Source organism: Curtobacterium caseinilyticum (assembly GCF_030363035.1).
Lineage (GTDB): Bacteria > Actinomycetota > Actinomycetes > Actinomycetales > Microbacteriaceae > Curtobacterium > Curtobacterium caseinilyticum.
On sequence record NZ_JAUCMN010000007.1, the window covers coordinates 147,042 to 172,895 of the forward strand.

Genomic DNA, 25,854 nt, shown 5'->3' on the forward strand with positions numbered 1-25,854 from the left:
GGTTCGGTGCGCTCGTCTCCCCCTGCTCGTGCCCCTGGAGGATCCATCGTGCGGACGTCGTCCGTGACCGCAGCCGCGGTCGCACTCGGGATCGCGCTCGCCGCGGTCGTCACCACGTCGGTCGGCGTCGCCCCGGCCGAGGCCGCGCCGTCGTGCAGCGGCGACCACATCACCGTGGGGGACCTCGCGCGTGGCTGCGTCGTCGACCGCGGCACGATCGCGCTGCCGGACGGCCGTCGGTTCGCGGTGCCCGCGGCCGGCACCACCGTGTCGGCGCTCCCCGTCGCGGCGGCGGGCGGCCACGACACCGGGGACGTGTCGATCACGAACACCGGCCGCGCCGGTGTCGCCGTCTCGCTCGAGCACGTCTGGTCCGGGTCGCCGGCCGCGATCCGGCAGGTCCGCGCCGTCCACGAGGGGCTGGTCCGTGGGGGCACGACCGCCCACCCGATGGCTGCGACCACGACGAAGGCCGCGCCGACGTCGAGCTGCACGAACCGCTCGTACGCCCTGCTCGGGTACCGCTGGAACACCACCATCCGCTGGTCGTCGAACCCCGCCGGTGCGCGCGCGGCCGACGCTGCGGCGATCCGGGCGGGCGCGAACGCCTGGACCGGCACGATCGCCGTCTGCGGCCGGTCGATCACGTCGAACGTCCGGAACACCTACCTCGGCACGACGAACCAGGCGCCGGCCGTCAGCGCGAACGGCGGGTGCGGGACGCCGAACGGAGCGAACACCACCGGGTGGGGTGCGCTCCGCTCGGGCACGCTCGCGACGACGTGCGTGTGGTCGCGGTCGGGCGTCGCCGTCGAGGTCGACCAGCGCTACACGACCGCGTACGCGTGGTCCTCGTCGGCGACGTGCTCCGGCGCGAAGTTCGACCTGCGCGGCGTCGCGACCCACGAGTGGGGGCACGCGTACGGGCTCGGGCACACGACGCAGGCCTCCGGGCTCGTCATGAAGCCCGCATCGACGCAGTGCGACGTGGCGCAGCGCACGCTCGGGCTCGGCGACGCGTTCGGCATCGACGTCCGCAACTAGCGGGGCGGTTCGGTCCGAGCAGGGTCCTCGCGCGCCCCGGCCAGCCCGTGGTCGTGCGCGTAGACGACGAGCTGCACCCGGTCCCGGAGTGCGAGCTTGCCGAGGATGCTCGAGATCTGCGTCTTCACGGTCGACTCGGTGACGAACTCCTTCGCGGCGATCTCGGCGTTCGACAGCCCGCGCGACGCCCACCCGAACACGATGCGCTCCCGGTCGGTCAACGTCTGGAAGGCCTCGGGCTGCGGTGCGGGCGCGCGGGCGACGTCGGCGCCGAAGAGCTGTGACAGGTCGTTCGGTGCGATCACCGAGCTGCCCTCGTGCACCGCACGGACGGCCGCGAACAGGAACGGCGGCGTGGTGTCCTTGAGCAGGAAGCCGCTGGCGCCGAGTCGGATCGCGGTGGCCGCGGCGGGATCCAGCCCGAAGGTGGTGAGCACGATGACGCGGGGGAGCGGGCCCTCGACCGCTCCCGAGTAGAGCTGCCGCACGGTCTCGACACCGTCCGTCCCCGCCATCCGCATGTCGAGCAGCACGACGTCGGGGTGGAGCTCGCGGACCCGGTCGAGGGCCTCGGCGCCGTCGGACGCCTCGCCCACCACGGTCATGTCGGGCTGGGCGTCGAGCACGACGCGCAGCCCGGCGCGGAAGAGCGCCTGGTCGTCGGTGAGCAGGATGCGGATCGGGTCGGTCATCGGGTCGTCCCCCCTCGGACGTCGAACGGGATGCGGGCGCGGGCGGAGAACACCGCGTCCAGGACGGCGGCGTCGAAGGACCCGCCGATCGTGGTCAGTCGGGTCTGCATGCCCGTGAGTCCGCGGCCCGAGCCCCGGGTGGTGACGGTCGGTTGCTCGCCGGTGGTCGTCCGGGCGGCGAGCTCCTCGAGGCCGAGCTCACCGCCGACCGGCAGGGCGGTCGCGGGGACGCCGTTCTCGACCTCGAGCACGAGGTCGGCCGAGCGCCAGGTCTCGCGCACCTCGACGGCGCCGCCCGGGGTCCCGTGCCGCAGTGCGTTCGTGAGCATCTCCTGCAGCACCCGTCGGGCAGCCGTGCCGTGCGTCGCGCCGAGCGGCCGGGCGACGCCGCGGACCGTGTGCTCGACGTCCACCCCGGCCTCGCGGATGCCGCGGACGATCTCCTCGAACGACGACGGGTCGGTCACGGTGTCCGAACCGTCGATGTGCCCGAGGACCTGGCGGACCTCGACGAGGGAGCTGCGGGCGGTGCTGGCGATCGTCGCGCTGACCTCGCGGATCCGGGCCTCGTCGTCGAGGAACGGCACGGAGTCGGCCTGCGCGATGATCACCGCCAGTGAGTGGCCGACGACGTCGTGCACGTCGCGGGCGATGTCCGCACGGATGCGTTCGGCCTCGGCCTCGTCCACCGCACGCGTGGCGACGGCCTCGGCGCGGTTCGCCACCGCCTCGGCCCGGCTGGCGGCGGCCTCGGCGTCGGCGCGGCGGACCGACTCGGCGTTCTGCGATCGGACGGCGCGTGCGGCGAGCCCGATGGCCCAGACCGAGAGGAGCACGAGTGCGGGGGCTGCGAGGACGAGGACGGCCTGGTCGCGCGGTCCGTCGAGCAGGACGGCGTACCGGTAACCGGTCGTGGAGAGGTACAAGGATGCGGACGCTCCGGCGATCGCAGCGAGCAGCCCGGCGAGCACGGCCTCGGTCCGCGTGCCGACGATGGCGACCGTGCCGATGACCACCGCGATGGCGAGGTCGACCAGCGACGGGCGTTCGCCGCCGGTGACCTGCACGGCACCGAGGACGACGGTCACCACCATCGCACCGCTCGGGGACAGGCGGCGCACCGCGATCGCCGCGCACGCGGTCACGACGGCGAGGGGGCTCGCGTGTTCGAGGTCGACGTCGATCGGTGCGGCGAAGAGCACCGCCGCGACGACCGCCCAGAGGACGTCGGCGACGATCGACCGGACCCGCATCGGCCGGAGGAACGTGCGCCGGTCCGTCACGGCTCGATCATCGCACGACGCCCGGCTCGGACGGCGTCGGGTCGGCGGCGGACGCCGGGCTCACGGGACCGGTGACATCGCGACGAGGGCCGCGACGGTGACCGCGACGATCGCGGCGCAGGTGACGAGGGTGGCGATCACGTGCTTCGTCGAGTTCTCCATGCCACCGAGCCTGGCGGGGCACCCGGCCCCCGGGCATCGGGCGGAGGGACGAACGGGGTCGTCCTCGAGGACGAAGCGGCCTCGACTCGTCGCTCGGCCGAGCACCCGGTCCGTGATCGCCACCGGCCCACCACAGGGCGGTCGAGCGCCGCCGCGCCGCGCGATCGGGACACCAGGAGTGCGTTATCCGGCCACCCCGGACGCCCGTCCAGACGGCGACGCCGACCGTGGCCGTCACGGGTCCCACGCCGGCCGTGGGACGAGGAAGGGCCGTCCACCGGCGGCCGACCACCGCGGGACAGGGAGCCACATGACCGACCAGCAGCAGCCCCCGGGCAGCGACCAGGACCTCACGCCGACGGCCGACCACGGCGAGCAGTCGTACCGCGGGTCCGGCAAGCTCACCGGCAAGCGGACCGTGATCACCGGCGGCGACAGCGGCATCGGCAAGGCCGTCGCGATCGCGTTCGCCCGCGAGGGGGCCGACGTCCTCATCAGCTACCTCCCCGACGAGGAGGAGGACGCGCAGGACACGAAGCGCTGGATCGAGGAGGCGGGTCGGAAGGCCGTCCTGCTCCCGGGTGACCTGAGCGACCCGGCGTACTGCCGGAGCGTCGTCGCGACCGCGGTCGAGGAACTCGGGGGACTCGACGTGCTCGTCAACAACGCCGCGTACCAGATGACCCACGAGACGATCGAGGAGATCAGCGACGAGGAGTGGGACCACACCATCGCGACCAACCTCAGCGCGTACTTCCACCTCGTCAAGGCCGCCCTGCCGCACCTCGGCGCCGGCGCGTCGATCATCGGGTCCAGCTCCGTGAACTCCGACAATCCGAAGCCGGACCTGGCGCCCTACGACGTCACCAAGGCCGGTGTCGCGAACTTCTCCGCCGCGCTCGCGCAGCTGCTCGGCCCGCGCGGCATCCGTGTGAACAGCGTCGCGCCCGGGCCGATCTGGACGCCGCTCATCCCGTCGACGATGCCGCCGGAGGAGGTCGAGCAGTTCGGCAAGCAGTCGCCGCTCGGTCGTGCCGGTCAGCCGGCTGAGCTCGCGCCGGTCTACGTGCTGCTCGCGAGCGACGACGGCAGCTACGTGTCCGGCGCGCGGGTCGCCGTCACCGGCGGCACGCCGATCCTCTGAGCCACACCGACCACCACCAGCGAGACAGGAGAACGAGTTGTACTTCCACAAGCAAGAGCTCCAGTTCAAGGCCACCCCGGACAAGCCCGACGCGATCTACGCGCGCAAGCTGCAGGAGGTGCTCGGCGGTCAGTACGGCGAGATCTCCGTCGCGCTGCAGTACCAGTTCCAGGCGTGGAACATGCACATCCCGGGCAAGTACCGCGACATGGTGTTCGGCATCGGCGCCGAGGAGATGGGGCACGTCGAGATGCTCGCGACGATGATCGCGCAGCTGCTCGAGAAGAGCCCGCTCGGCATCACCGAGGACGCGCTGCAGGACGACCCGACCGTGGCCGCGATCGTCGGCGGGACCGACGTGCAGCACGCCATCGTCGCCGGTGCCGGTGCGCGTCCGGTCGACAGCAACGGCAACCCCTGGCAGGGCTCCTACATCACCGCGTCCGGCAACCTGCTCGCCGACTTCACGGCGAACGAGAACGCCGAGATGCAGGGCCGCGTGCAGGCCGCCCGGCTCTACCACATGACCGACGACCACGGCGTGCGGGACCTGCTGTCGTTCCTCATCGCGCGCGACACCATGCACCAGAACATGTGGGCGACCGCCGCGGCCGAGCTCCGCGAGAAGGGCGTCGAGGGCTTCCCGGTGCCGAGCAACTTCCCGCAGTCGAAGGAGAACCAGGAGGTCAACTACCAGTACCTCAACTTCTCCGACGGGAAGGCCGCAGCGGACGGCCCGTGGGCGAGTGGTCCGTCGTTCGACGGCAAGGGCGAGTACACGTACCACGACGGTCCCACCACCTCGGTGCCGATGCCGCCGCCCACGCACCCGGACGTCCGCCTGTACGGCACGACCGAGCTGCCGAACGTGGTCGAGAAGACCGCGGGGGTCGTGCAGGACAAGCTGCACAAGGAGTGACGGTCGCGCCGGTCGCGTGACGTGACCGCAGACGGACGGGAGGCCCGGTGCCAGCTGGCACCGGGCCTCCCGTCCGTCAGGTGGTCGCCACCCGTCAGGTGCTCACCGTTCCGCGCCCACGGTCGCCAGGGCGGCCGTGTCGTCCTCGCGCGCTGCGCGCGGCGGCTCGAAGATGCCGGACCAGAGGCGCGTCGCGCTCCAGAGCGCGATGAGCCCGACCGTGCCGGCGGCGGCAGCGAGCCAGGGGACGAGCGGGACCTGTGTCCACGCGCCGGGCGCGACCAGCCAGGTGAGGAAGCTCCCCGCCGTGCTGCCGGCCGCGCCCAGGAGCACGGCCACCCGACGGTCCAGGCTCGTCGCGACCAGCGCGGCCGTCACGACCGCGACGGCGAAGAGGGCGTTGATGATCGTCGTCACCGCACGCCCCCGGCCTACTCGGCGGAACCGCTGCCGACCGCGAGCTGCTGTGCGCCGCCGCCGGTGGTGACGTCGATCTTGCGCGGCTTCGCGGACTCCTTGACCGGGATCGTCACGCTCAGGACGCCGTTGTCGTAGGCGGCGCTGATGCGAGCCGTGTCCAGGTGGTCACCGAGCGTCAGCTGCCGGACGAACGTGCCCGGCTGGCGCTCACGGGTCAGCCACTGCGAGCCCTCCGGGGCGCCGAGCGTGCGCTCCGCGCGGATGGTGAGCACGGAACCGTCGACGTCCACGTCGACCGAACCCGGGTCGATGCCCGGCAGGTCGACGTCGAGGACGTAGTGGTCGCCCGTGCGGTACAGGTCCATCGGCATCGAGCGGGGAGCACCGGTGCCGGCACCGAGCAGGGAGCCGGCGAGTCGGTCGAGCTCGCGGAACGGGTCGAACTGCATCGTCATCGAGATCAACTCCTTCGTGGTCTTCGTTGAGTCCCCTCGACTCAACTGCCACTGTTCTAGCACTCTCCCCTCAGGAGTGCCAAGAGACCGCTCGGAAGGGGCTGAGGATCACCGTGCGGGCGGTGGCGTGATCTCGTGGTGCAGGCGCTCGAGGGCGGGGAGCGCGGCGGCCAGGGCGGTGCGGTCGTCATCGGACAGGCGCGCGAGCGCGTCGACGAGGACCGCCGTCGCAGCCTCGTCGTAGGTGCGGAGGCGCTCGGTGGCGAGCGGGGTCAGGTGCACGGTGGCACGGCGACCGTCGCCACCGACCACCCGCCGCTCGACGAGTCCCGACTGCTCCATCGCGGAGACCAGGTTGCTCACGGTCGAGCGGGCCAGGCCGAGGCGCGCCGCGAGCGAGGACGGGGCGGTGCCCGCGGGGTCGGCGCTCAGTGCGCGCATCACCTCGATCTGGGCGTCCGGCACGTCCGGCAGGTCGGCCACGGCGCGCGAGGTCCGCAGCAGGGTCCGACGGAACGGTCCGATGCGGTCGCTGAGCCGTCGCGCGATCCGGGTCGTCTCGTCGCCTGTACCCGTCATGCTCGGCAACCTACCAGCGTGTTTTGTTTGCAACAAAACCATTTCGGGCGCAGACTCGTGCCATGGACACCACCACCTCCGTCGAGCACCCCGAACCGCCCCAGGACCTGACCGGCATCGTCGGCCACCGCTTCGTCTACACGTACGCGAACGGCTGGCAGTACGAGATGTACGTCAAGAACGCGACGACCATCGACTACCGGATCCACACGGGCCACGTCGGTGGCCGCTGGGTGAAGGACCAGACGGTCGACCTCGTCGCCCTCGCCCCCGGCGTGTACAAGGTGTCCTGGAACGAGCCCACCGGCACGAGCGTCGTCGTCAACGTCATCCCGGAGCAGCGCGTCCTGCACGGGACGATCTTCTTCCCGCGGTGGATCGAGCTCGACGGGCAGAAGACCGTGCTGTTCCAGAACGACCACCTGGACGACATGCAGCGCTTCCGCGACGAGGGACCGACCTACCCGATCTACGTCGTGCCGGAGTTCGCGCACATCACCCTGTTCGAGCACGTCGGCGAGGACGACGAGTCCGTGGTCGACACCGCTCCCGGCGACCTGCCGGCCGGCTGGGCGGACCGGACGAACTGATGGGCGCCGTGCCGCTGCGGGGTGACGACCCCCGCACCACTCCGACCACGCTCGACCACGGCGGCCGCACGATCCGCGGCTGGCAGTGGGAGCCGCAGGACGGCACCGCCGCCGACGCCCCCGTCGTGCTGCTCGTGCACGGCTTCAGCAGCACGGCACTCGGCGGCCAGCAGCTGTTCGTGCAGACCGCCCGGCACCTCGTCGCCCGGGGTGCGGTCGTCCGCAGTCACGACCGCCTGGGCCAGGGCGTCAGTGACGGGGAGTTCGCGGACATCACGATCCGCGACGAGGTCGACCAGGTCGTCGCGATGATCGACGCCGCCGACCGCGGGCAGGGCGTGCACGTCGTCGCGCACAGCCTGGGTGCGGTGGAGTCGGCGCTCGCCGCGGCACGGGAGCCCTCGCGGGTCCGGACGCTCACGCTGTGGTCGCCGGCCGGCGTGGTCGTGGACGACATCACCGAGCACGACGCGATCCAGGGGCAGCCGCTCGCCCCGGTGCGCGAGCGCGGCTGGTTCGACTTCGGCGGGATGCCCCTCGGCCAGGCGTTCGTCGCCGACGTGCAGGACGGCCTCGACGTGTACGGGCCGGTGTCCGGGTACACCGGGCCTGCCGACGTGGTGCACGGCACCGAGGACGCGATCGTGCCGGTGTCGTACGGCCGCCGCTACGCCGAACTCCTCCCCGGAGCACGGTTGACGGTCGTCGACGGCGCAGACCACGGCTGGTCGTCGGTGCCCTTCCGCGAGCGGCTCCTGGCGCTGCTCGACGAGCGCCTCGGCCTGTCCTGACGGTCCCCCTCCTTCCGCAGGACGCAACGTGGGCGGCAGCTCGCAGCGGCACAGCGCTGCGAGCAACCGCCCACGTTGCGTTTCGCGGTCCGAGCTCGGCTGGCCGCGACGTCTGGGGTCAGCTCACCTTGCCGGAGCGGGCTCCTGACCAGAGGTCGACGTCGAGGACGCCGACCGAGTGCTCGTCGATGCGCCGCAGTTCGTCGTCGGTGAAGGACAGGTTGCCGAGCGCCGCGACGTTCTGCTCGAGCTGCTCCACGCGCGACGCCCCGATCACGAGCGAGGTCACCCGCTCGTCGCGCAGCGCCCAGGCGAGTGCGAGCTGCGCGAGGCTCTGCCCACGCTCGGACGCGATGTCGTTCAACGCGCGCAGGTGCCCGACGACCTCGTCCGTCAGGGTCCCGGCGTCGAGGGACTTGCCTGCGGCGGCACGCGAGTCCGAGGGCACGCCGTCCAGGTAGCGACCGGTGAGCAGCCCCTGCGCGAGCGCGGTGAAGCCGATCACCCCGAAGCCTTCCTCGCCCGCGGCGTCGAGGAGCCCCTCGTCCTCGATCCAGCGGTTGAGCATCGAGTACGACGGCTGGTGGATGAGCAGCGGGGTGCCGAGGTCGCGGAGGATCTCGGCGGCCTGGCGGGAGCGTTCGGCGTCGTACGAGGAGATGCCGACGTACAGCGCCTTGCCCTGCTGGACGGCGGTGTGGAGCGCACCCATGGTCTCCTCGAGCGGCGTCGAGGCGTCGAGCCGGTGCGAGTAGAAGACGTCGACGTAGTCCAGGCCCGTGCGCTGCAGGGACTGGTCGAGCGACGCGAGCACGTACTTCCGCGAGCCGCCGCCCTGCCCGTAGGGCCCTGGCCACATGTCCCAGCCAGCCTTGGTCGAGACGACCATCTCGTCGCGGTACGGCCGGAAGTCCTCGCGCATGAGCCGGCCGAAGTTCAGCTCGGCGGCACCGTAGGGCGGGCCGTAGTTGTTCGCCAGGTCGTGGTGCGTGATGCCGAGGTCGAACGCACGACGACTGATCGCGCGCTGCGTCTCGAAGGGCTTGTCGTCGCCGAAGTTGTGCCAGTAGCCCAGCGAGAGCAGCGGCAGGTCGAGGCCGGAGCGTCCGGTCCGGCGGTAGGGCATGGAGTCGTAGCGGTCGTCCGCCGCGGTGTAGGACATGCCCCCATCCTGGCCCGGGTCGCCGGGGCGGTGTCCGGCCTGTACACGCAGCGAAGGCGCGCGAACTGTACAAGATCCGAAAGGTTCGTTGCACTGACCGTTCACCTCGTGAAACAGTTCTGCTCGTCCGACCAGGACGGCAACGACGCAGGAAGGCGGGACCACTCATGCACAGCACGTACTCCGGGATGCCGCGCACGTCACGGCTCGCCGCGACGCACACCCGCGTCGGCTTGACCGACCAGGCCGTCATCGACGCCTACGTGGCGCGGCGGATCCAGGACCCGTCGCTCCTGTCCGTGCGGGCCGAACCGTCGTACGCTGACTTCTTCACGGCGCCCACCGCGTAGCCGCCCGCTCCGACCGGATCCGCCCGACAGAGAGACCCGACCAGCAGATGCCCCTGACCGTCGTCCGCCGCGAGCACGTGCACCTCTACGCCAGGGAGCCGCGGTCACGAGCGGCCAAGCTCGCGGTCGACGCCCTGCTCCGGTTGCAGCACGCCGAGGAGCAGCAGCTCGAACAGGCCCGCGGCGAGAGCGGCCTGACCAAGAACGAGTTCCTGACCGTCCGGTACATGCTGCAGGCGCACCGGGACGGTCGGCCGATGGGTCCGAAGGACCTCGCGGTCATGCTCAACGTCTCGAACGCGTCGGTGACGAAGATCGTCGACGGACTCGTCGCGAAGGGTGACATCGTGCGGGTGCCCCACCCGACGGACCGCCGCGCGCAGGTGCTCGAGCCGACGGTGCAGGCCGCCGAGAAGATCGACTCGTCGTACGCCCGGTTCCACGAGGCGGTCGTGGGTGTGATGGACCACCTGTCGAGCGAGGAGAACGAGGTGCTCGCGCGCTGCCTGTCGCAGATCACCGACGCGCTGGCCGACGGGGCGCCGACCCCGGTGGACGAGTACACGGTCGACCCGGACGGCGCCGAGGAGCCGAACGACTCGTAGCGGCCGAACCCGGAGTGGCGCGAAAACCTTCCAGCGGTAAGTTGGGGGGATGACGCACGAGGTCGACGACGACGCGACCCCGCCGAGGCGCGGCGGGTACCGCAAGGGTGCCGAGCGCCGCGCCCAGATCCTCGACGAGATGATCCGGATGGTCGCCGCGCAGGGCGTCGACGCATCATCGCTGCGCTCCGTCGCCGATGCGCTCGGGATCACCCACGCCGCGCTGCGGCACTACTTCCCGAGCCGCGACGAACTCCTGCTCGCCGTGTACCGCGAGCACGAGGTCCGCGAGCAGGACGCTCCCGACCGGATGCGCTCCGCGATCGGGGACATGCGCGAGAGCGCGTCCCGGAACCGTGCGGTGCCCGGGCTCGTGCAGCTCTACACGACGCTCGCCGCCGACGCCGTGCAGGAGGGACACCCGGCGACGCGGGACTTCATGCGCGAGCGCTTCACCCGGCTGCGCGCCGAGCTCGCCGAGTTGATCGCCGCGGACCAGGCCGCCGGCAGGATCCGCGCAGACCTCGACCCCGTCGACCTGGCGAGCCTCGGGATCGCCGCGTCGGACGGCCTGCAGGTGCAGTGGTTGCTCGACCCGGAGGCCGTGGACGGGGAGCGGGTGCTCCGACTGCTCGAGTCGATCATCCCCGCCGCGACCGACTGAAGCCGGTCCGGACGGCCGGACCGGCCGGCCGGCCGGTGCCGGTCGAGATCCGGACGGGAGGCGCGTGGCGGGGCAGCCACGCGCCTCCCGTCCGTCACCGGTACCGTCCAGGGCGCGGTGCCGTCCGTCGTACCCGCACCGCCTACCGGGTCTGGCTGTCGTCCGCGATGTTCGCGGTGACCGCGTCCATGTAGGCCGCTCGCTCGCCGCGGGTCTGCGGACGACCCGGCACGCCTGGCCGTTCCTCCCACGGGCGCGGACCGGACTCGTGGCGGTACTCGACCCCGAGGGCGTCGAGGCGGCCGAGGTGGTGCTCGAGTCGCCGTCGGAAGTCCGTGACGTCGCGTGGCGCGACGGCGTCCGCGGACCACAGGGCCTCGGACAGCGCGACGAGCCGCGGGAACAGCTGGTAGTCGAGCCGGCGGACCGTGTCGACGTGCTCCGTCCACATGTTCGCCTGGCCGCCGATGACGTGCGCCCGCTCCTCGTCGGGCAGGGACGACGGCACCGGGTCGAACGCGTACACGTCGTCGAGCGTCAGCACGATCGAGACCGGGATCGGCTCGTTCGGCAGGTCGCTCTGCCGGTAGTCCAGGTAGACCTGGTCGTCGGGTGTCGAGATGACGTCGTGCCCGCGGCGCGCGGCGGTCACCGCGCCCTGCAGGCCGCGCCACGAGACGACGGTCGCGGACGACGAGAGCGTGCCGCCCTCGAGGATCTCGTCCCAGCCGAACGCCCGACGCCCGTGTGACTCGATGTGCTCGGCGAGCTGCCCGACGATCCACGCCTGCAGCTGTTCCTCGCCCTCGAGCCCGAGCTCGCGGATCCGCTCCTGCGTCCGCGGGTCGTCCTCCCACTGGTCCTTCGGGCACTCGTCGCCGCCGAGGCCGATGTACTCGGACGGGAACAGGGCGACGACCTCGTCGAGGACGTCGCGGAAGAACTGCACCGTGCCGTCCTCGGCGTTGAGCACGTCGTGCGCGATGCCCCACTCGGTCCACACGTCGAGGTCGCGCTCCGGGTGCACGCCGAGCTCCGGGTACGCCGCCAGGGCCGCTCGGACGTGTCCCGGAGTCTCGATCTCGGGGACGACCGTGACGAACCGGTCGGCGGCGTGGGAGACGATCTCGCGCACGTCGTCCTGCGTGTAGGAGCCGCCGTGCGGGCGGCCGTCGTACCCGGCCACGTGCAGGACCCCGTCGGCATCGGGCACGTGTGCGCCGACCTGCGACTCGGCGCGCCAGGAGCCGACCTCGGTGAGCCGCGGGTACCTCGTGATCTCGATCCGCCACCCCTGGTCGTCGGTGAGGTGGAGGTGCAGGCGGTTGATGCGGTGCACCGCGAGGTGGTCGATCAGGCGCAGGACCTCCGCCGTCGTGCGGAAGTGCCGGGCGACGTCGAGCATCACGCCGCGCCAGGCGAAGGCGGGTGCGTCCTCGACCACCGTGACGGGGAGGGTCCACGGGCCGTCCGACACCTGCCCGCGACGGAGGACGGCGGCTGGGAGCAGCTGCAGCAGGGCCTGCACGCCGTAGAAGACGCCTGCGGGGCCGCCGCCCTCGACCACGACACCGACCTCGCTGATCGTCAGGCGGAACGCCTCGGTGCGGTCGCCCGCTGGCCCTGCCGGGAGCCCGTCCGGTTCCGCCGCGACCCGCAGGGCGATCACCGGGACGTCGACCGCGCCGTCGGCACCGGCCAGGGGGAGCCGGGTCGACGCGCGCAGCACCTGCTGCAGGTACTGCGCCACCGGCTCGGTCGCCGGGTCCGCGGCGACGCGGGTCCGCTCGTCGAGCGTGAAGGTGCCGACTCCGTCGACGCGGGACCGGGGGCGGGGGATGAGCATGCGGTGTCGTCCTTCCGGCAGCGGCGGTGCTGCACGTACGGCCATCCAACACGCTGCGGGCGGCAGCGGCAGCGGCAGCGGCGACTGCTGCGGAGTCGTCGTCGGCTGCTGCGGCTGCGGCTGCGGCTGCGGCGTCGGCTGCGGCGTCGGCGGCGGCTGCGTCGTCGGAGCCGGCGACCGGCGGAGGCGCTCAGCTCGGGCCGAACACCTCGGGCAGGGCCGCGACGAAGGCGTCGAAGTGGCTGTACCAGACCGTGTGGGCAGCGCCGGGGATGCTCCGGACGTCCACGCCGCGGTCCCGGTACCCGGCCGCCCGGTCGTCGTCGACGTACGCGCTCGGGTCGGCACGGACGACGATCGACCCGGGCGGCGGTGGGAACGAGCACCCCGGTCCAGCCGCCAGCGCGGCAGCGGTGTCGGGATCGAACCGCCGGGCAGCTCGGGCCTCGACGACACGGTCCTGCTCGCCGTAGGCGGGGCGGGTCGCCCGGAGTCCCTCGACGGTGCGGCCGCGCCGTTCCTCTGCGTACTCGGCGGCGGTCTCGTCCCGGTCCCAGCCGCCGCGCGTCCCGGCGGGCGCGTCCACGGACACGGTCACGCGTGGGTGCAGGACCCCGAGTTCGACCGCGGCCGCCAGGACGAGCCCGCCGAGGGAGTGGCCGATCGCCACGTCCGGCGCGGTGCCGCACGTCCCCGCGACCGACGCGGCGACCGCCCGTGCCGCGCGCGGGATCGTCAGCGCGTGGTCGCGGGGTGAGCGCCCGTGCCCGGGCAGGTCGACGGCGAGCACCCGGTAGCCGTGAGCGACCAGGAGTGGGACCACCCGGTGCCAGCTCTCCGACGACCCGGTCAGGCCGTGCACCAGCAGCGCCGTCCGGCTGCCGTGCCCCCGGTCGTCGACGTGCAGCTGCATCGGGCCATCGAAGCACACCGTCGGACCCCGGCGCCGCGACCGGGAGCGTGCCCGGTCGCGGCTCGTCGTGTCGCGGCTCGTCGTGTCGGTGCTCGCCGCGTCAGCGCTCGACGGCCGGCTCCGGTGCGCCGAGCAGCCGGTCGGTCCATCGGGCGAGTGCCGCCGTCGCCGTCCGCGACACCGTGGCCCGCGGCACCATGCTCGTGAAGCCGTGGAAGGCACCCGGCCAGACGTGCAGCTCGGCGTCCACGCCGGACGCCCACAGGGCCCCCGCGTACGCGACGGTCTCGTCGCGGAACACCTCGGCGCTGCCGCAGTCGATGTACGTGGGCGGGAGCCCGGACAGGTCCTCCGCCCGCGCCGGTGCGGCGTACCGCGACACGTCCGCGGTGCCGCGTCGGTCACCGAGGTAGGCGCCCCAGCTGAAGTGCATCATCTGCCGGTCGGCGATGCCGACCCCGTCGAACTGGTGCGTCGAGACGGTGGCGTCGCGGTCGTCGAGCATCGGTGACACCAGGACCTGCGCGAGCAGCTCGGGCCCCTGACGGTCGCGGGCGAGCAGGGCGGTGCCGGCGGCGAGTCCACCACCGGCGCTCTGGCCGGCGACGACGATGCGCTCCGGGTCGATGCCGAGTTCGTCGGCGTGCTCCGCGACCCAGACGAGGCCGGCGTAGCAGTCCTCGACCGGGTAGGGATCGGGGTGCTCGGGCGCGAGGCGGTAGTCCACGCTGATGAGCACGACGTCGTGGTCGAGCAGCCAGTCGTCGTACGAGTCGAGGTTGCCGAGGTGGTGGCCCATCACCATGCCGCCGCCGTGGATCGCGTAGACGGCAGCGGTCGTGCCCGTGCGTCCGGTGCGCTCGATCACGGCCAGGTCGATCGGGTCGCCGAGGTGACCAGGGACGGTGATGCTGCGGCGCTCGTACCCGCGGGAGCGCAGCCGGTCGTCGAGCTGCTGCTCGGTGACCTCGAGTGCGCGCATGCGGGGCAGGGCGGCCGCGTCGATCGTGAGTGGCCCGCGCGCTGCGATCGCGGCGAGGAAGGCGGCGAGCTCGGGGTCGAAGGGCGGGCGGGTCGTGGTCTCAGGCACGGGAGGACTCCTGGGTGGTCGTGGTGGTGGCTGGGGCGGGGGTTCCGGACGAGGCCGGGTCGGACGGTCGGGAGCCGCTGCGCGCGCGGGCGACACCGATGCCGACGAACAGCGCTGCCACACCGGTCACGAGGACGCCGGCGACCTGGATCGCTCCGACGACCGCGGCGGCGTGCGCGGCGGTGGGGTGCGCCGCGGTGACGCTGCCCGGGACGAGGGCGGCGAGGACGGTCCCGGTGGCCGCGATGCCGACCGCCGTGGCGAGCTCGCTCGCGGTGTCGACCAGCGCGGCACCGATCGAGGTGCGCTCGGCGGGCAGTCCGGCCAGGACGTTGTTGCCGGCGACCGCACCCACGACCCGCATGCCGGCCGCGACCAGGACGAGGGCGACCGCCACGGCGGGGTAGCCCGTCCGGCCGAGCACGGTGAAGACCGCGAGCCCGACGACGACCGCCGCGGCGCTGGTCCACGCGGCTCGCTCGACGCCGACGCGGTGGACGAACGGTCCGACGAACCGGCCACTCGCGAGGAGCACCACGACCTGCGGCAGGGTGCCGATCGCGGCGAGGGCGGGCGGCCACCCCCAGGCGGACTGCAGCTGCAGGGTCACCATGTACGACAGCCCCGCGGTGGCGAGGCCCGCCGCTGCCTTGTACGCCAGGCCGCTCGCGACGAGCGGCCGCGCCACCAGGGCGAGATCGAGCATCGGGGAGCGTGCGCTGCGTTCCCGCACGACGAACCCGACGAGTGCGGCGACGGTCACCGCGGCCGCGGCCCAGGCAGACGACCTGCTGACCGTGACGGCGAGGGTCGGTGTCACGAGCACACCGACCACGACGACCGTGCCGAGGACCGCGCCCACGAGGTCGACCGGCTCGCGGTGGAGGTCGGCGGGCCGGTCGGGGCGGACACCCGCCCGGATGCCGACGAGTGCGACCAGGGCGATCGGGGCGTTCGCGACGAGGAGCACCTGCCACGGGGCCACGGCCAGGACGAACCCGCTGATCGTCGGACCGACCGCCAGGCCCACGAGCCCCGCGGTCGACACGACCGTCAGGGCGCGGACCCGCAGGTCGTCGCCCGTGAACAGCCGGAAGGTCAGCGCCATCGAGCCGGGGGTGGTCATCGCCGCGGCGAGCCCCATCAGCGCCCGGACGACGACGAGCTGCTCGACGGACGTGACGAGGACGGTCGACGCGCTCACCAGGGCGAGGAGGACCAGGCCGACGAGCATGGTGCGACGACGCCCGAACCGGTCGGCGACCGACCCGAACAGCAGCATGAGGCCGCCGAACGCGACGGAGTACGCGCCGGAGACCCACTGCAGGGCGGCGGTCGGTGCGGCGAGGTCGCGGCCGATCGTCGGCAGCGCCACGGTGAGCACCGAGTTGTCGAGCATCTCGAACAGGAAGACCGCGGACAGGCCGGCGAGGGCGATCCACGCGTCGCGCAGGCGGGTCGGATCGCCGGTGCTGCGTGGGGAGAGAGGGGATCGGGCGGACACGGGCGCACTCCTTCGATGAAGAAGTGGCGACTCCCGTGAGACGCGTGCTCGCTGTCGGCCACCGGGGTGGCGCGACGTTTTTCCCTCTGGTCAGCACGGTAGCGCCCAGGGCCCGATCGCGCCAGCCCACGGCCGGACGGCCGCCGTCAGGGGCGGTGCGTGGTCACCCGTAGCCCTGGTCGTACAGCCGCCAGCCGTCCGCGGTGTGGCGGAAGCAGAACTCCCACCCGGGCAGCACGCCGGGGTCGTCGCCGGACATGTTCGTCTGGGTCACGTCGACGGGGATGCACTCCTCGGCGACCCCGCCGCGCTCGTCGGCGGGGATCCGCTCGGCGGCGCGGACGTTCCGGTAGGCGAGCAGGTCCGGGTGGTCGTCCCACCAGGACGTCGGCTGCCGGTGACCGCACCAGGCGGCATCCGGCGTCGTCGGGGCGTCAGCCGCGGTCAGGGCCTCGGTGAGCGCGCAGTCGTGTGCCACGGCCGCGCGCAGGTACACGCGCAGGACCTGCTCCGACGAGGCGCTCGCCGGTGGGAGTCGCCGGGCGGTGGCTGCGGAATGCGCGTGGTCGACCAGGACCGCGGCGCCGCCGGCCACCAGGACAGCTCCCACGACGACCGCGGCGGCGACGGCCCACCGTCGACGCCCGGGACCACTGGTCGTACCCGTGGTGCCTCCTTCGACAGCGGTCGGATTCCCCTCCACCCGCGACGATCGCACGGCAGCGGGCGCCGGGCATCCGACCACAGGACGAACCCTGGGTGGCCGACCGGCCGGACCGCGGAAGGACGGGAGGCGCGGTGCCAGCTGGCACCGCGCCTCCCGTCCGGAACCGTGTGGCGGACTACGCGTCCACGCCCGCCGAGAGCACGGCGGCAGCCGGGTCGAAGTCCTCCGGCAGCGGCTCGGGCCGCTCGACGGTCGACTCGATCGTGACGGCCTGGCCCGACTCGGCCGCGTCGCGGATGCCGAGCAGCACGTCGAGGACGTGGAGTGCGACCGCGCCGGACGCCCGCTCGGGACGGTCCTCGGCGATGGCGCGCGCCAGGTCGACGACGCCGGTCCCGCGTCCCCAGGTGGAACCGACGGCCTCGAGCGTCTCAGGCTCGTCCTGGCCGTAGCGCCAGAGCTGCGACGAGCCCTCGAAGGTGTTCGGGTCCGGCAGTGAGATCGTGCCGAGCGTGCCGTTGATCTCGACGAAGCCCATGCGCGGCAGGGCGTGCTGGAACGAGAACGTCGACTGGGCGGACTGCCCGCCGGCGAACTCGATGAGCGCGGCGTGGTGCGTGGGGACCTCGACCGGGAAGGTCTCGCCGGCGCGGTCGCCCGAGGCGATGGTGCGTCGGTCGAGCGACTTCGAGGAGACGGCCTGCACGCGGGACGCCGTGCCGAACGCGTGGACGAGCGTCGTGACGTAGTACGGGCCCATGTCGAACAGCGGGCCGGCACCCTGCGCGAACAGGAAGTCCGGGTTCGGGTGCCATGCCTCGGGACCCGGCACGTGGAACAGCGTCGTCGCGGTCAGCGGCTCGCCGATGTCCCCGCGGGCGATGGCCCGCAGCGCGGTCTGGATGCCGGCACCGAGCACGGTGTCGGGGGCCGTCGCGACGCGGAGGCCCTTCGCCTTCGCCGATGCGAGCACCGCAGCGGCCGACTCGTGGTCGGTCGCGATCGGCTTCTCGCTCCACACGTGCTTGCCGGCGTCGATGATCTGCTGGTCGACCTCGGCGTGCGCGGCCGGGATCGTCAGGTTGATCACGATCGAGACGTCGTCGCGGGCGAGGAGCTCCTCGACGGTACCGGACGCGGCGACGCCGTACGCCTCGGCCTGGGCGGCGGCGCGGTCGAGGAGCACGTCGGCGACGAAGCGGACCTCGACGTCGGCGAACTTCGTGAGGTTCTCGAGGTACTGGGTGGAGATGTTGCCGGCACCGATGATGCCGACTCCGACGCGGGTCACTTGTCGTTCGCCTTCAGCCACTCGAGGGACTCGGTGATGCCCTGGAAGACGTCGCCCGAGTACGCGTCGAACTCGACGACGCGGATGGCCTGCGGCGCGGCGGCGAGGATGCCGGGGACGTTCACGTCGCCCTGGCCGGCGGGCGTTTGGTTCTCGAAGGCGCGCTGGAGCGCCTCGGGCACGACGAGCGCGCTCTCGGACGAGGGCAGCGCGGTGAGGATGTCGCCGTCCACCTTGCCGTCCTTGACGTGGATCGCGACGACGCGGTCGCCGAGTGCGCGGAGGACGGCCGGGGCGTCGGCGCCGCCGACGGTCGCCCAGAAGGTGTCGACCTCGAGCACGGTCTCCGGCGAGAGCTGCTCGACGAACAGGTCGTAGACGGTGCGACCGTCGACCTTGTTGGTGAACTCCCACTGGTGGTTGTGGTAGCCGAACTGCAGGCCCCGGGCGCTGGCCTCGGCGGTGAGCTCGTTCACGCGCTCGGCGATCTTCGCGACGTCGTCGGCGGTCTGCCAGCGGTCGGTCGGGATGAACGGGTCGATGACGGTCTGGATGCCGAGGCGCTCCGCGGCGTCCCAGATCGGTGCGGTGTCCTCGGCGTCGATCACGGCGACGTGGCCCGACGGAGCCTTCAGGCCGGTGGCGGCGAATGCCTTCTCGAGGTCGGCGGCGCGCTCGACGAACGCGTACGGCTCGACGTTCTCGTAGCCGATCTCGCGCACCCGGGCGATGGCCTTGTCGAGGTCGTCGGCGATGGCGTCGCGCAGCGAGTACAGCTGCACAGAGGTGGTGGGCATGGCAGAGGGCTCCTTCGGTCCTGTCAGGTTGTCGGGGCCCGTCGAGGATCGATGCTCCCCGGCGAGATCGAGACCGACGCTACCCCAAAAACCACCCGCTGTGTAGTTTTTACTGCCGACCTGCCCGGCGGAACCCGCGGGTCAGCTGGTGCGCCGACCGACCCGCGAGTTCGTCGTCAGCTTCCGGTGCAGGTGTACTTCGTCGAGCCGGCCGCGATCCACTGCTTCAGCCCGACGTCGTACGTGGACATGTTGCCCGTGTAGCTCCATCGGTACGCCGCTCCGCCGGACGCGGGGAACTTCTTGCGGTCCTTGTTGTAGAACCAGACCATCATCGTCAGGACGCCGTACTTGGTCTGCACGGCGTTGCGGTTGCTGCAGGTCGGCATCAGGTCACCACTCGCGGCGTGCGCCGGTTCCGGAGCGGCGGTCACGGCGGTCCCGACGAGGAGTGCCGCTCCGAGTGTGAGCGCCACGCGCTGCGTGAGTCGCCGCGCCTTCCGACGCGGCGCGCGCGTCTCGACCGGCGAGGGGCTGAGTGCTTCTTCAGTGTGGAGCATACCTCGACTCTGGAGTGCCGACGGCTTGGTGTCAAGGGCAACACGACGGAGCCGGCACCCTCGTCGGGTGCAGGGGACGGACGGGAGGCGCGGTGCGGGGCCGCCCCGCGCCTCCCGTCCGTCCCCTGGTCACCTCGGTACCGTGGGCTGGTGCTCCACGCCGCGTCACGCATGTTCGCCACCCCTGCCGGCCCGATCGAGGCGGTCGTCGACGGCGACGTGACCCGCGCACTCGGGATCCCCTACGCGCAGGCGGCGCGCTTCGCGCCGCCGGTCCCGCAGCCGGTGTCCGCCGAGCCGTTCCGGGCGGACACGCCCGCGCCGGTGCCGCCGCAACCGCGCGCGCAGTTCGTCGACCAGCTGCTGCCGTCGATGGACCACCTGCAGGTCGACGAGCACTGCCAGCGACTCACGATCACGGTGCCGTCCGACGTCGCGCCCGGTGAACGACTCCCCGTGATGGTCTGGATCCACGGTGGGTCCTACGTGCTCGGCGGCGGCGACCTGCCGATCCACGACGCCCGAGACCTCGTCACGGAGCAGCGCGTGGTCGTCGTCGCGGTGACGTACCGGCTCGGCGTGCTGGGGTTCCTCGGCGACGGCGAGACGGTGCCGGCGAACCTCGGGCTCCTCGACCTGCTCGAGGCGCTGCGCTGGGTGCAGCGGAACATCGCAGCGTTCGGTGGCGACCCGGAGACGGTCACGGTGTTCGGCCAGTCCGCCGGAGGCGACGCGGCGGCGCACCTCATGATCAGCGAGGGGGCGCGTGGACTGTTCCGACGCGTCATCGTGCAGAGCGCCCCGCTCGGGCTGTCCCGGGGGCGGGCGCGGATGAACCGGGCGATGGTCCGGGCCGTGGGGGCGGTCACGGCGGACACCCCGCTCGACGACGTCCTCGAGCGGCAGGCCCGAGCCACCTCCGTGGGAGCGCGGTACGGGCTCGCCGGCGGGATGCCGTTCGGCACCCAGTACGGCTTCGCGCCGCTGCCCGCCGAGCGGGACACGGACCGCGCCTGGCGGTCGGTCGCGCCCGACATCGACGTGCTCATCGGGTCCGGTGCGGACGAGACGGCGATGTACGTGCCGCTCGTGCCGGGACTCCGTGCCGCGGCCCGCTGGCGGCTCGTCCGGCCCCTGCTGCGGTGGCTGCTCGTCCGTCCGCTGAGCGAGGTGATCTACGGCCGTGACGTCCGGCGCTTCGCGGCCCGGCACCGAGCGGCCGGGGGTCGGGCAACCGCCTACCGTCTCCTCCGCGGCGCGACGGCGGCACCGACGGGGGCGGTGCACATGAGCGACCTGCCGCTGCTGCTCGGCGGTCGGGAGGCCTGGGCCGGCAGCCGGTTCGTGCCGGAGCGGGACTGGCCCGAGGTCGAGCGGCGTGGCCGGGCGTTCCGAGCCGTCTGGGCCGAGTTCGCCCGTACCGGCGAGGTGACCGCGCCCGACGACGAGACCCTGGTGTTCGCCCGCGGCTGAGCGCGCAGCCACCGTCGCCCCCGGACGGGGAGGTCGCGCGGGCGGGGCTCCCGTCCGCAGAATCGTGCACATGCCCGACGCCGACCTCCGTGCCCGCATCGTCTCCGGCGCTGCCGCCGCGTTCCGCGACACGGACTTCCACGCGGTCGGGCCGGACGAGGTCGCGCGGCACGCCAGCGTGACGGTCGACGAGGTGCGCCGGGTGTTCCCGTCGTGGGAGTTGCTCGTCGTGGCGGTCGTCGACAAGTGGACGAAGGCCGGCCGCGAGGCGCTCCGTGGCGTCGCCGAGGAGGAGGGGGCGGTCGCGTACCTGCGAGCCCGGCTCGACCGCGGGCAGCGGCAGCCGGCACTCGTGCGGCTCCGGGTCGCGCTGCTCAGCGCCACCTCGAGCCCCGGCCACGCGGCGTCGGGGTGGTTCCGGCAGCAGTACGCGGTCCTGTTCGAGGACGTCACGCTCGCCCTGGTCCGTGACGTCGTGGCCGGCCGGGAGTCACGCGGAGCCGCTCCCCGGCACGCTGCCGAGCAGCTCGTCGCCCTGTACGAGGGGCTGCAGCTGCAGGCCCTGCTCCGCGACGACGCCGACCTGCTCGAGGGGTGGGACCGGGCGGTGGCGCGGATGCGGGCTGGTTGGGCGGCCGCGGCCGTCGCGGTCTGAGCCGGTCGCCGGCGGGTGGGTCCCGGTCGCGGCCCGGGTGCGTCCCGGTCGTGCGGCGTGCTGTGCGGACAGGAGGCGCCTGCACCGCTGCGTGCGATCCCGTCAGCGGGTCCGCCGCGTGGTCGTCCGGCGCAGGGTGAGCAGCGCGACGGCGCCCACGACCATCGCGACCGCCACGAGTGCCGGCACCCGGAACGCCAGCGCGGTGACGACGACGCCGAGCCCGCCGCCGGTCAGCAGTGCCCGGGCGGCGACCGCCAGCGCGGCGAGGACGACGGCGGCCAGTGCGACGACCGGCACGGTGACCTCGACCGTCCGGAGCGGTGGCGCCGACCGGACCCGGGCTCGCCGCCACCAGACCGCGGCGGCGGCGAGCAGGGCGAGCAGCCCGAGCACGCTCGAGGCGTCCTGCAGCAGGAACGGGAGCGGTTCGCCGCCGACGGAGGTGTCGCGGAGCGCCGGCCAGGCCCGCACCACGAACCCGGACTCGTGCGTGAACCCGTCCCACAGCACGTGCGTCACGCTCCCGAGCACGCACCCGAGGACCACCGGCAGCACGTCCCGCGGAGCGAGCCGCGGACGGTGCGCCCAGTGCTCCGGCAGGCGACGGCGGAGCCCCGGCACGACGGGGGTCCAGGCCGGGCGCACCAGGGTCCACCAGACCGCGAGCACCACGAGGGACACGGCGAGGTCGATCGTCAGGACGCCCCACCACGAGTGCGCCGCCTCGTACGGCGGCAGGAAGGGCGCGAACAGCACGGCGTCCGGTGCCATCGACCCGACCGCGACGGCGGCCACCGGGACCGGGAGACGACGGGCGCCGAGGGCGACGACCGCGTGGCTGACGGTGAAGGGCACGGTCACGTCCTCGTCATCGGGCGAGGTGCGTGCGGTGCATGAACCACACGACGCCCTCGGCCAGGGCGACACCGGCGGTGTGCCAGTCGTGCCCACCATCCTCGACCACGCGCTCGGTCACGGCGACCCCGGCGGCGCGCGCAGCTGCCACCACCCGGGGCACGACCGGGCCGTAGCGGCTGTCGTCCGCACCGGCTGCGACGAACGCGGCGGAGTCGCGGTAGGGCGCACGCTCCGCGAGCACCCGGAGTGGCTGTGCGGCCTCGTAGGCTGCGTCGTCGCCACGGAAACCCCTCGAGACGGTTTCGCCGCGGTCGCGCAGCACCGGTCCGATCTGACCCGAGACGTCGATCCACGAACCGAACCGGTCCGGACGCCCGGCGCCGAGCTGCAGCGCACACGTCCCGCCCTGCGAGAACCCCGAGATCGCCCAGTCGGTGCCACCGGTCGCCGCGTGCAGGTGTGCGTGCACCCACGCCGGCACGTCCCGGGTCAGGTAGGTGGCGCTGTTGCCGAGCGGGCCGTCGACGCACATCGGGTTGTTCGTCGCCTCGGCGAGCTGGTCGGGCATCACCACGATCGGGGCGAGCCCGCGGTGCCGCCGCGCGATCGCGTCGAGCCGCGCGACCATCCGTCCGGCCTCGATGATGTTCGCCGGGGCAGCGCCGGGGCCCTGCCCGGACAGCATCACGACGACGGGGAGTTCCGGGGCGTGCTCGACGAGGGCGGCCGGTGGGAGCCAGACGAGCGCCGGCCGCGCGTGGAAGTGGGAGACCGCGCCGGGGATCCGCACGGAGCCGTACCGGCCGTGCGCGGGCAGGTCCCGAGGGGGTCGCCAGCTCACGGCGTCGGTGGGTCGTGGTCCCGGGTGCGCATCGGTCGGCAGCCGGAGTGGCGGTACGTGGGACTCTCCGAGCGCGTCCGCGATCGTCGGGAAGAGTCCGGCGTCGCGGTTGACCGCCAGGCCGCCGGAGACCAGCGCGAGCGGCACGAGCAGCACCGCCACCGCACGGGCCGGCCGACGGCCGCGGACGAACCCCACCACCGCGACACCGAGCAGGGCGCAGACGACCCCGGTCCAGATTCGGTCGACCCAGGTGGGCGGGATGTCCAGCACGTCCAGCACGTCGCCGACGAACCACGACAGCAGCGTGCCGAGCAGTGCGCCCACGACGACCGCCACCGCGACCCACCGCCACGACCGTCGTGTGGCGGCCACGACCGTCACCGCGGTCAGCAGGGTCAGCGCGTACAGCGGCAGGAGCACGTGGGCGGAGAGGAGTGGGAGGGTCGTCACGGGCGGGTCCGGCGGTCGGGCGCTCCCGGGTGCCGGCGGGTGACGGGCGGGAGCGGCGTGGTCCCGCGACCGTAGCGAGCGGAGGTGACCGGGAGGCCGCCGGACCGGGCTTCCCCGGCGCCTTCCCGGCTGACCCTGAGCGACCCCGCACCGACTCCTGGCCGGGTGACGGTCCGGACCTGTCCGACCGGCCGGTGCCCGGCATCCGGCTGGTCCGTCGGCCAGGGGTCGTCGGCGACCGACCACGGTGCAGCGGAGCACGACCGGAAGCCCCGGAGCGGGCGGTCCGCCTCCGTGCTCGCTGCGTGCCGGTCCGTACTCCGGGTGTGACCGCGGCGCGTCTGGGCGGCGTCGTCAGGGGTTCCTGGCAAGGTCGGCGGATGGAGTACACGGACTACGACACCCGGCTCGCCGCGTACGCGGTGGTCACCGAGGGCGACCGCGTGCTCCTCGCTCGCCTCCGCGTGCCCGAGGCCGGCACGTGGACCCTCCCCGGCGGCGGGGTCGAGTTCGACGAGACCGTCGAACAGGCCGTCGTGCGTGAGGTCCTCGAGGAGACCGGGTACGAGGCCACGTGCGGCCCGCTGCTCGGCGTCCGGCACCACATCGTGCCGAAGGAGCGTCGGATGCACGACAACGGCCGACCGATGAAGGCGGTGCAGGTGGTGTTCCGCGCGACCGTCACCGGCGGATCGCTCCGCAGCGAGACCGACGGGTCGACGGACGAGGCGGCATGGGTGCCCGTCGCGGAGCTGCCGCGCCGCCGGCACGGGCTGCTCGTGCCGATCGCCCTCGGCTGGGCCGGGGCGCTGCACCCCTGACCACCGCGGGCCGTCGGGCGGCTCCGGGTAGCGTCGTGTCCGTGACCGACCGGAGGGAGCGGACGTGAGCGGCGAGGCCACCGACCTGTCGGCCCGGCTCTGGGACGAGCGCGCCGTGCTCGAACGTCTGGTCGCCCTGGTCGACGACCCCGACACCGGCCCCGACGACGGCCCTCGCGCCGCTGCCACCGCCACCGCTCTGCCCCTGCTCGACCGACTGCGCGCGCTGCGCCTCGAGCAGGACGTCCTCGTGCACGCCCTGGCCGAGCAGTGGGGTGCGGCACCGGACACGGCCACGCTCCGCTCGCTCGAACGGGTCGCGCCACCGCCGTGGGACCTGCTCCTGCCCGACCACCTGGCGGCCCTGGCCACCCTGAGCGCCCGGCTCGACTCCCTCGTCCCGCTCGGCCCGGTCCGCGATGCCTGGGACCGGATCAGGGCTCGAGCACGCTGAGCGCGCTGAGCGCGTTGGCGGACGGGTCGGTGCACCAGGCGACCAGCGGTCCACCGTGCCGGTCACGCCGGAGGACCACCGCGCCTGCGAGGATGGTGCGGTGACCCCGCCCGAGCTGTCCGTCGACGCCGCCGTCGAGCGCGCCGTCGCGCTCGCCGACTCCGACGGGCGCAGTGTGCTCGGCATCGCCGGGGCGCCCGGTGCCGGCAAGTCGACCCTCGCGCGTCGGGTCGTCGCAGCCGTCGACGCCGCGCACGGCCCGGGCACCGCGGTGCAGGTCCCGATGGACGGGTTCCACCTGACGAACGCCGCCCTCGACGCGCTCGGACGCCGCGACCGCAAGGGTGCGATCGACACCTTCGACGCCGGCGGCTACGTCGCGCTCGTCCGTCGCCTGGCGACCGCCGACGAGGACGTCGTCTGGGCACCGGACTTCGACCGCCGGGTCGACGAGCCCGTCGCCGGGAGCATCCCGGTGCCGCGCACCGCCCGGCTCGTCGTCACCGAGGGCAACTACCTGCTCGACGCCGACGAGCCCTGGTCCGCGCTGCCGACGCTGTTCGCCGAGACCTGGGCGTGCGTCGTGGACGACCGGGTCCGCGTCGACCGCCTGGTGGGCCGGCACATGCGGCACGGACGCGACCACGAGGCGGCCCGCAGCTGGGCGGTCGAGGTCGACGGCGTGAACGCGGCGAGGGTCGCGACGACGGTGACCCGAGCCTCCCGGACGGTGCGGACATGACCGCAGCACGGCCGACCGCCGCACGA

The 25,854-nt window shown here is 73.3% G+C and carries 29 protein-coding genes; 13 read left to right on the forward strand and 16 right to left on the reverse strand.

The features are described from left to right. Window positions 1-48 precede the first annotated feature (48 nt). Window positions 49-1,044, forward strand: a complete 996-nt coding sequence (locus tag QUG93_RS11440; protein WP_289473988.1) for a matrixin family metalloprotease — start codon at window positions 49-51, stop codon at window positions 1,042-1,044. Here QUG93_RS11440 and QUG93_RS11445 read toward each other — a convergent pair. Next, entirely contained in the window at window positions 1,041-1,736 is a 696-nt protein-coding gene (locus QUG93_RS11445; RefSeq protein WP_289473989.1) for a response regulator, read from the reverse strand. The two genes, QUG93_RS11440 and QUG93_RS11445, sit on opposite strands and share 4 nt — an antisense overlap. Next, complete coding sequence (locus QUG93_RS11450) at window positions 1,733-3,019, reverse strand: sensor histidine kinase (RefSeq protein ID WP_289473990.1); 1,287 nt, start codon at window positions 3,017-3,019, stop codon at window positions 1,733-1,735. The genes QUG93_RS11445 and QUG93_RS11450 overlap by 4 nt, the downstream gene beginning before the upstream one ends. Before the next feature lie 472 nt (window positions 3,020-3,491). Between QUG93_RS11450 and QUG93_RS11455 the strand changes: the two genes are divergently transcribed. Both QUG93_RS11455 and QUG93_RS11460 read left to right on the forward strand, forming a co-directional pair. Next, the gene (locus QUG93_RS11455) at window positions 3,492-4,325 is read left to right on the forward strand and encodes an SDR family oxidoreductase (RefSeq protein WP_289473991.1); all 834 of its coding nucleotides are present in this window, start codon (window positions 3,492-3,494) and stop codon (window positions 4,323-4,325) included. 37 nt (window positions 4,326-4,362) lie between these two features. Continuing rightward, window positions 4,363-5,244, forward strand: coding sequence for a manganese catalase (locus QUG93_RS11460; protein WP_289473992.1), 882 nt, complete (start codon window positions 4,363-4,365; stop codon window positions 5,242-5,244). Between the two features lie 102 nt (window positions 5,245-5,346). Here QUG93_RS11460 and QUG93_RS11465 read toward each other — a convergent pair whose 3' ends face one another. The 3 genes from QUG93_RS11465 to QUG93_RS11475 form a co-directional block, all read right to left on the reverse strand. Next, window positions 5,347-5,661 carry a hypothetical protein gene (locus QUG93_RS11465; protein WP_289473993.1) on the reverse strand — a complete coding sequence of 105 codons (315 nt, stop codon included), beginning with the start codon at window positions 5,659-5,661 and terminating at the stop codon, window positions 5,347-5,349. 14 nt (window positions 5,662-5,675) lie between these two features. After that, entirely contained in the window at window positions 5,676-6,119 is a 444-nt protein-coding gene (locus tag QUG93_RS11470; RefSeq protein ID WP_111240192.1) for an Hsp20/alpha crystallin family protein, read from the reverse strand. 108 nt (window positions 6,120-6,227) lie between these two features. Then, a complete protein-coding gene (locus QUG93_RS11475) occupies window positions 6,228-6,698 on the reverse strand; it encodes a MarR family winged helix-turn-helix transcriptional regulator (RefSeq protein WP_289473994.1) in 471 nt (156 codons plus the stop codon). Between the two features lie 62 nt (window positions 6,699-6,760). On the opposite strand from QUG93_RS11475, the gene QUG93_RS11480 reads away from it, so the two are divergent. After that, window positions 6,761-7,288: a phenolic acid decarboxylase gene (locus QUG93_RS11480; protein ID WP_289473995.1), complete on the forward strand. Its 528-nt coding sequence runs from the start codon at window positions 6,761-6,763 to the stop codon at window positions 7,286-7,288. Next, window positions 7,288-8,079, forward strand: a complete 792-nt coding sequence (locus tag QUG93_RS11485; protein WP_289473996.1) for an alpha/beta fold hydrolase — start codon at window positions 7,288-7,290, stop codon at window positions 8,077-8,079. Before QUG93_RS11480 ends, QUG93_RS11485 begins: the two co-directional genes overlap by 1 nt. Window positions 8,080-8,197: 118 nt before the next feature. Here QUG93_RS11485 and mgrA read toward each other — a convergent pair whose 3' ends face one another. After that, window positions 8,198-9,241 carry an L-glyceraldehyde 3-phosphate reductase gene (mgrA, locus tag QUG93_RS11490; RefSeq protein WP_289473997.1) on the reverse strand — a complete coding sequence of 348 codons (1,044 nt, stop codon included), beginning with the start codon at window positions 9,239-9,241 and terminating at the stop codon, window positions 8,198-8,200. 167 nt (window positions 9,242-9,408) lie between these two features. Between mgrA and QUG93_RS11495 the strand changes: the two genes are divergently transcribed. From QUG93_RS11495 to QUG93_RS11505, 3 genes are read left to right on the forward strand one after another with little or no spacing between them, the layout of a single operon-like run. After that, window positions 9,409-9,591 carry a hypothetical protein gene (locus QUG93_RS11495; protein ID WP_289473998.1) on the forward strand — a complete coding sequence of 61 codons (183 nt, stop codon included), beginning with the start codon at window positions 9,409-9,411 and terminating at the stop codon, window positions 9,589-9,591. 47 nt (window positions 9,592-9,638) lie between these two features. Then, complete coding sequence (locus tag QUG93_RS11500) at window positions 9,639-10,196, forward strand: MarR family winged helix-turn-helix transcriptional regulator (RefSeq protein WP_289473999.1); 558 nt, start codon at window positions 9,639-9,641, stop codon at window positions 10,194-10,196. A gap of 49 nt (window positions 10,197-10,245) precedes the next feature. Beyond that, on the forward strand, window positions 10,246-10,860 hold the full coding sequence (locus QUG93_RS11505) for a TetR/AcrR family transcriptional regulator (RefSeq protein WP_289474000.1): 615 nt from the start codon (window positions 10,246-10,248) through the stop codon (window positions 10,858-10,860). A gap of 142 nt (window positions 10,861-11,002) precedes the next feature. On the opposite strand, the gene QUG93_RS11510 is transcribed toward QUG93_RS11505, so the two are convergent. The 8 genes from QUG93_RS11510 to QUG93_RS11545 all read right to left on the reverse strand — a co-directional run bounded on the left by QUG93_RS11510 (window position 11,003) and on the right by QUG93_RS11545 (window position 19,528). Beyond that, complete coding sequence (locus tag QUG93_RS11510; protein WP_289474001.1) at window positions 11,003-12,706, reverse strand: beta-N-acetylhexosaminidase; 1,704 nt, start codon at window positions 12,704-12,706, stop codon at window positions 11,003-11,005. Window positions 12,707-12,896: 190 nt separating this feature from the next. Then, window positions 12,897-13,619, reverse strand: coding sequence for an alpha/beta fold hydrolase (locus QUG93_RS11515; protein WP_289474002.1), 723 nt, complete (start codon window positions 13,617-13,619; stop codon window positions 12,897-12,899). A 100-nt stretch (window positions 13,620-13,719) separates the two neighbouring features. Next, window positions 13,720-14,709 carry an alpha/beta hydrolase gene (locus tag QUG93_RS11520; protein ID WP_289474003.1) on the reverse strand — a complete coding sequence of 330 codons (990 nt, stop codon included), beginning with the start codon at window positions 14,707-14,709 and terminating at the stop codon, window positions 13,720-13,722. Continuing rightward, a complete protein-coding gene (locus QUG93_RS11525; protein WP_289474004.1) occupies window positions 14,702-16,213 on the reverse strand; it encodes an MFS transporter in 1,512 nt (503 codons plus the stop codon). Before QUG93_RS11525 ends, QUG93_RS11520 begins: the two co-directional genes overlap by 8 nt. A gap of 163 nt (window positions 16,214-16,376) precedes the next feature. Next, window positions 16,377-16,823 carry a hypothetical protein gene (locus tag QUG93_RS11530; protein ID WP_289474005.1) on the reverse strand — a complete coding sequence of 149 codons (447 nt, stop codon included), beginning with the start codon at window positions 16,821-16,823 and terminating at the stop codon, window positions 16,377-16,379. Between the two features lie 232 nt (window positions 16,824-17,055). Further along, a complete protein-coding gene (locus QUG93_RS11535) occupies window positions 17,056-18,171 on the reverse strand; it encodes a Gfo/Idh/MocA family protein (protein ID WP_289474006.1) in 1,116 nt (371 codons plus the stop codon). Continuing rightward, window positions 18,168-18,968 (reverse strand): sugar phosphate isomerase/epimerase family protein, encoded by an 801-nt coding sequence (locus tag QUG93_RS11540; protein ID WP_289474007.1) that lies wholly within the window; start codon window positions 18,966-18,968, stop codon window positions 18,168-18,170. The genes QUG93_RS11535 and QUG93_RS11540 overlap by 4 nt, the downstream gene beginning before the upstream one ends. A 176-nt stretch (window positions 18,969-19,144) precedes the next feature. Further along, window positions 19,145-19,528, reverse strand: a complete 384-nt coding sequence (locus tag QUG93_RS11545) for a hypothetical protein (protein ID WP_289474008.1) — start codon at window positions 19,526-19,528, stop codon at window positions 19,145-19,147. Window positions 19,529-19,678: 150 nt separating this feature from the next. Between QUG93_RS11545 and QUG93_RS11550 the strand changes: the two genes are divergently transcribed. Then, the gene (locus tag QUG93_RS11550) at window positions 19,679-21,001 is read left to right on the forward strand and encodes a carboxylesterase family protein (RefSeq protein WP_289474009.1); all 1,323 of its coding nucleotides are present in this window, start codon (window positions 19,679-19,681) and stop codon (window positions 20,999-21,001) included. Between the two features lie 70 nt (window positions 21,002-21,071). Beyond that, on the forward strand, window positions 21,072-21,656 hold the full coding sequence (locus QUG93_RS11555; protein ID WP_289474010.1) for a TetR/AcrR family transcriptional regulator: 585 nt from the start codon (window positions 21,072-21,074) through the stop codon (window positions 21,654-21,656). 102 nt (window positions 21,657-21,758) lie between these two features. Here the strand turns inward: QUG93_RS11555 and QUG93_RS11560 are convergent, their stop codons facing one another. Continuing rightward, entirely contained in the window at window positions 21,759-22,514 is a 756-nt protein-coding gene (locus tag QUG93_RS11560) for a DUF4184 family protein (RefSeq protein WP_289474011.1), read from the reverse strand. Window positions 22,515-22,527: 13 nt separating this feature from the next. Then, the gene (locus QUG93_RS11565; RefSeq protein ID WP_289474012.1) at window positions 22,528-23,811 is read right to left on the reverse strand and encodes an alpha/beta hydrolase; all 1,284 of its coding nucleotides are present in this window, start codon (window positions 23,809-23,811) and stop codon (window positions 22,528-22,530) included. 380 nt (window positions 23,812-24,191) lie between these two features. On the opposite strand from QUG93_RS11565, the gene QUG93_RS11570 reads away from it, so the two are divergent. The 3 genes from QUG93_RS11570 to QUG93_RS11580 all read left to right on the forward strand — a co-directional run bounded on the left by QUG93_RS11570 (window position 24,192) and on the right by QUG93_RS11580 (window position 25,828). Continuing rightward, on the forward strand, window positions 24,192-24,632 hold the full coding sequence (locus QUG93_RS11570) for an NUDIX hydrolase (protein ID WP_289474013.1): 441 nt from the start codon (window positions 24,192-24,194) through the stop codon (window positions 24,630-24,632). Between the two features lie 64 nt (window positions 24,633-24,696). Continuing rightward, entirely contained in the window at window positions 24,697-25,086 is a 390-nt protein-coding gene (locus QUG93_RS11575; RefSeq protein ID WP_289474014.1) for a hypothetical protein, read from the forward strand. 100 nt (window positions 25,087-25,186) lie between these two features. Beyond that, window positions 25,187-25,828, forward strand: a complete 642-nt coding sequence (locus QUG93_RS11580) for a nucleoside/nucleotide kinase family protein (protein ID WP_289474015.1) — start codon at window positions 25,187-25,189, stop codon at window positions 25,826-25,828. Window positions 25,829-25,854 lie beyond the last annotated feature (26 nt).

What these genes read in the sequence shown, in the direction of transcription:
- QUG93_RS11505 (WP_289474000.1), top strand. Translation starts at nt 10,246, where the DNA reads ATGACGCACGAGGTCGACGACGACGCGACCCCGCCGAGGCGCGGCGGG.
- QUG93_RS11470 (WP_111240192.1), bottom strand. Translation starts at nt 6,119, where the DNA reads ATGACGATGCAGTTCGACCCGTTCCGCGAGCTCGACCGACTCGCCGGC.
- QUG93_RS11510 (WP_289474001.1), bottom strand. Translation starts at nt 12,706, where the DNA reads ATGCTCATCCCCCGCCCCCGGTCCCGCGTCGACGGAGTCGGCACCTTC.
- QUG93_RS11445 (WP_289473989.1), bottom strand. Translation starts at nt 1,736, where the DNA reads ATGACCGACCCGATCCGCATCCTGCTCACCGACGACCAGGCGCTCTTC.
- QUG93_RS11515 (WP_289474002.1), bottom strand. Translation starts at nt 13,619, where the DNA reads ATGCAGCTGCACGTCGACGACCGGGGGCACGGCAGCCGGACGGCGCTG.
- QUG93_RS11475 (WP_289473994.1), bottom strand. Translation starts at nt 6,698, where the DNA reads ATGACGGGTACAGGCGACGAGACGACCCGGATCGCGCGACGGCTCAGC.
- mgrA (WP_289473997.1), bottom strand. Translation starts at nt 9,241, where the DNA reads ATGTCCTACACCGCGGCGGACGACCGCTACGACTCCATGCCCTACCGC.
- QUG93_RS11545 (WP_289474008.1), bottom strand. Translation starts at nt 19,528, where the DNA reads ATGCTCCACACTGAAGAAGCACTCAGCCCCTCGCCGGTCGAGACGCGC.
- QUG93_RS11495 (WP_289473998.1), top strand. Translation starts at nt 9,409, where the DNA reads ATGCACAGCACGTACTCCGGGATGCCGCGCACGTCACGGCTCGCCGCG.
- QUG93_RS11555 (WP_289474010.1), top strand. Translation starts at nt 21,072, where the DNA reads ATGCCCGACGCCGACCTCCGTGCCCGCATCGTCTCCGGCGCTGCCGCC.
- QUG93_RS11500 (WP_289473999.1), top strand. Translation starts at nt 9,639, where the DNA reads ATGCCCCTGACCGTCGTCCGCCGCGAGCACGTGCACCTCTACGCCAGG.
- QUG93_RS11570 (WP_289474013.1), top strand. Translation starts at nt 24,192, where the DNA reads ATGGAGTACACGGACTACGACACCCGGCTCGCCGCGTACGCGGTGGTC.
- QUG93_RS11540 (WP_289474007.1), bottom strand. Translation starts at nt 18,968, where the DNA reads ATGCCCACCACCTCTGTGCAGCTGTACTCGCTGCGCGACGCCATCGCC.
- QUG93_RS11455 (WP_289473991.1), top strand. Translation starts at nt 3,492, where the DNA reads ATGACCGACCAGCAGCAGCCCCCGGGCAGCGACCAGGACCTCACGCCG.
- QUG93_RS11485 (WP_289473996.1), top strand. Translation starts at nt 7,288, where the DNA reads ATGGGCGCCGTGCCGCTGCGGGGTGACGACCCCCGCACCACTCCGACC.
- QUG93_RS11480 (WP_289473995.1), top strand. Translation starts at nt 6,761, where the DNA reads ATGGACACCACCACCTCCGTCGAGCACCCCGAACCGCCCCAGGACCTG.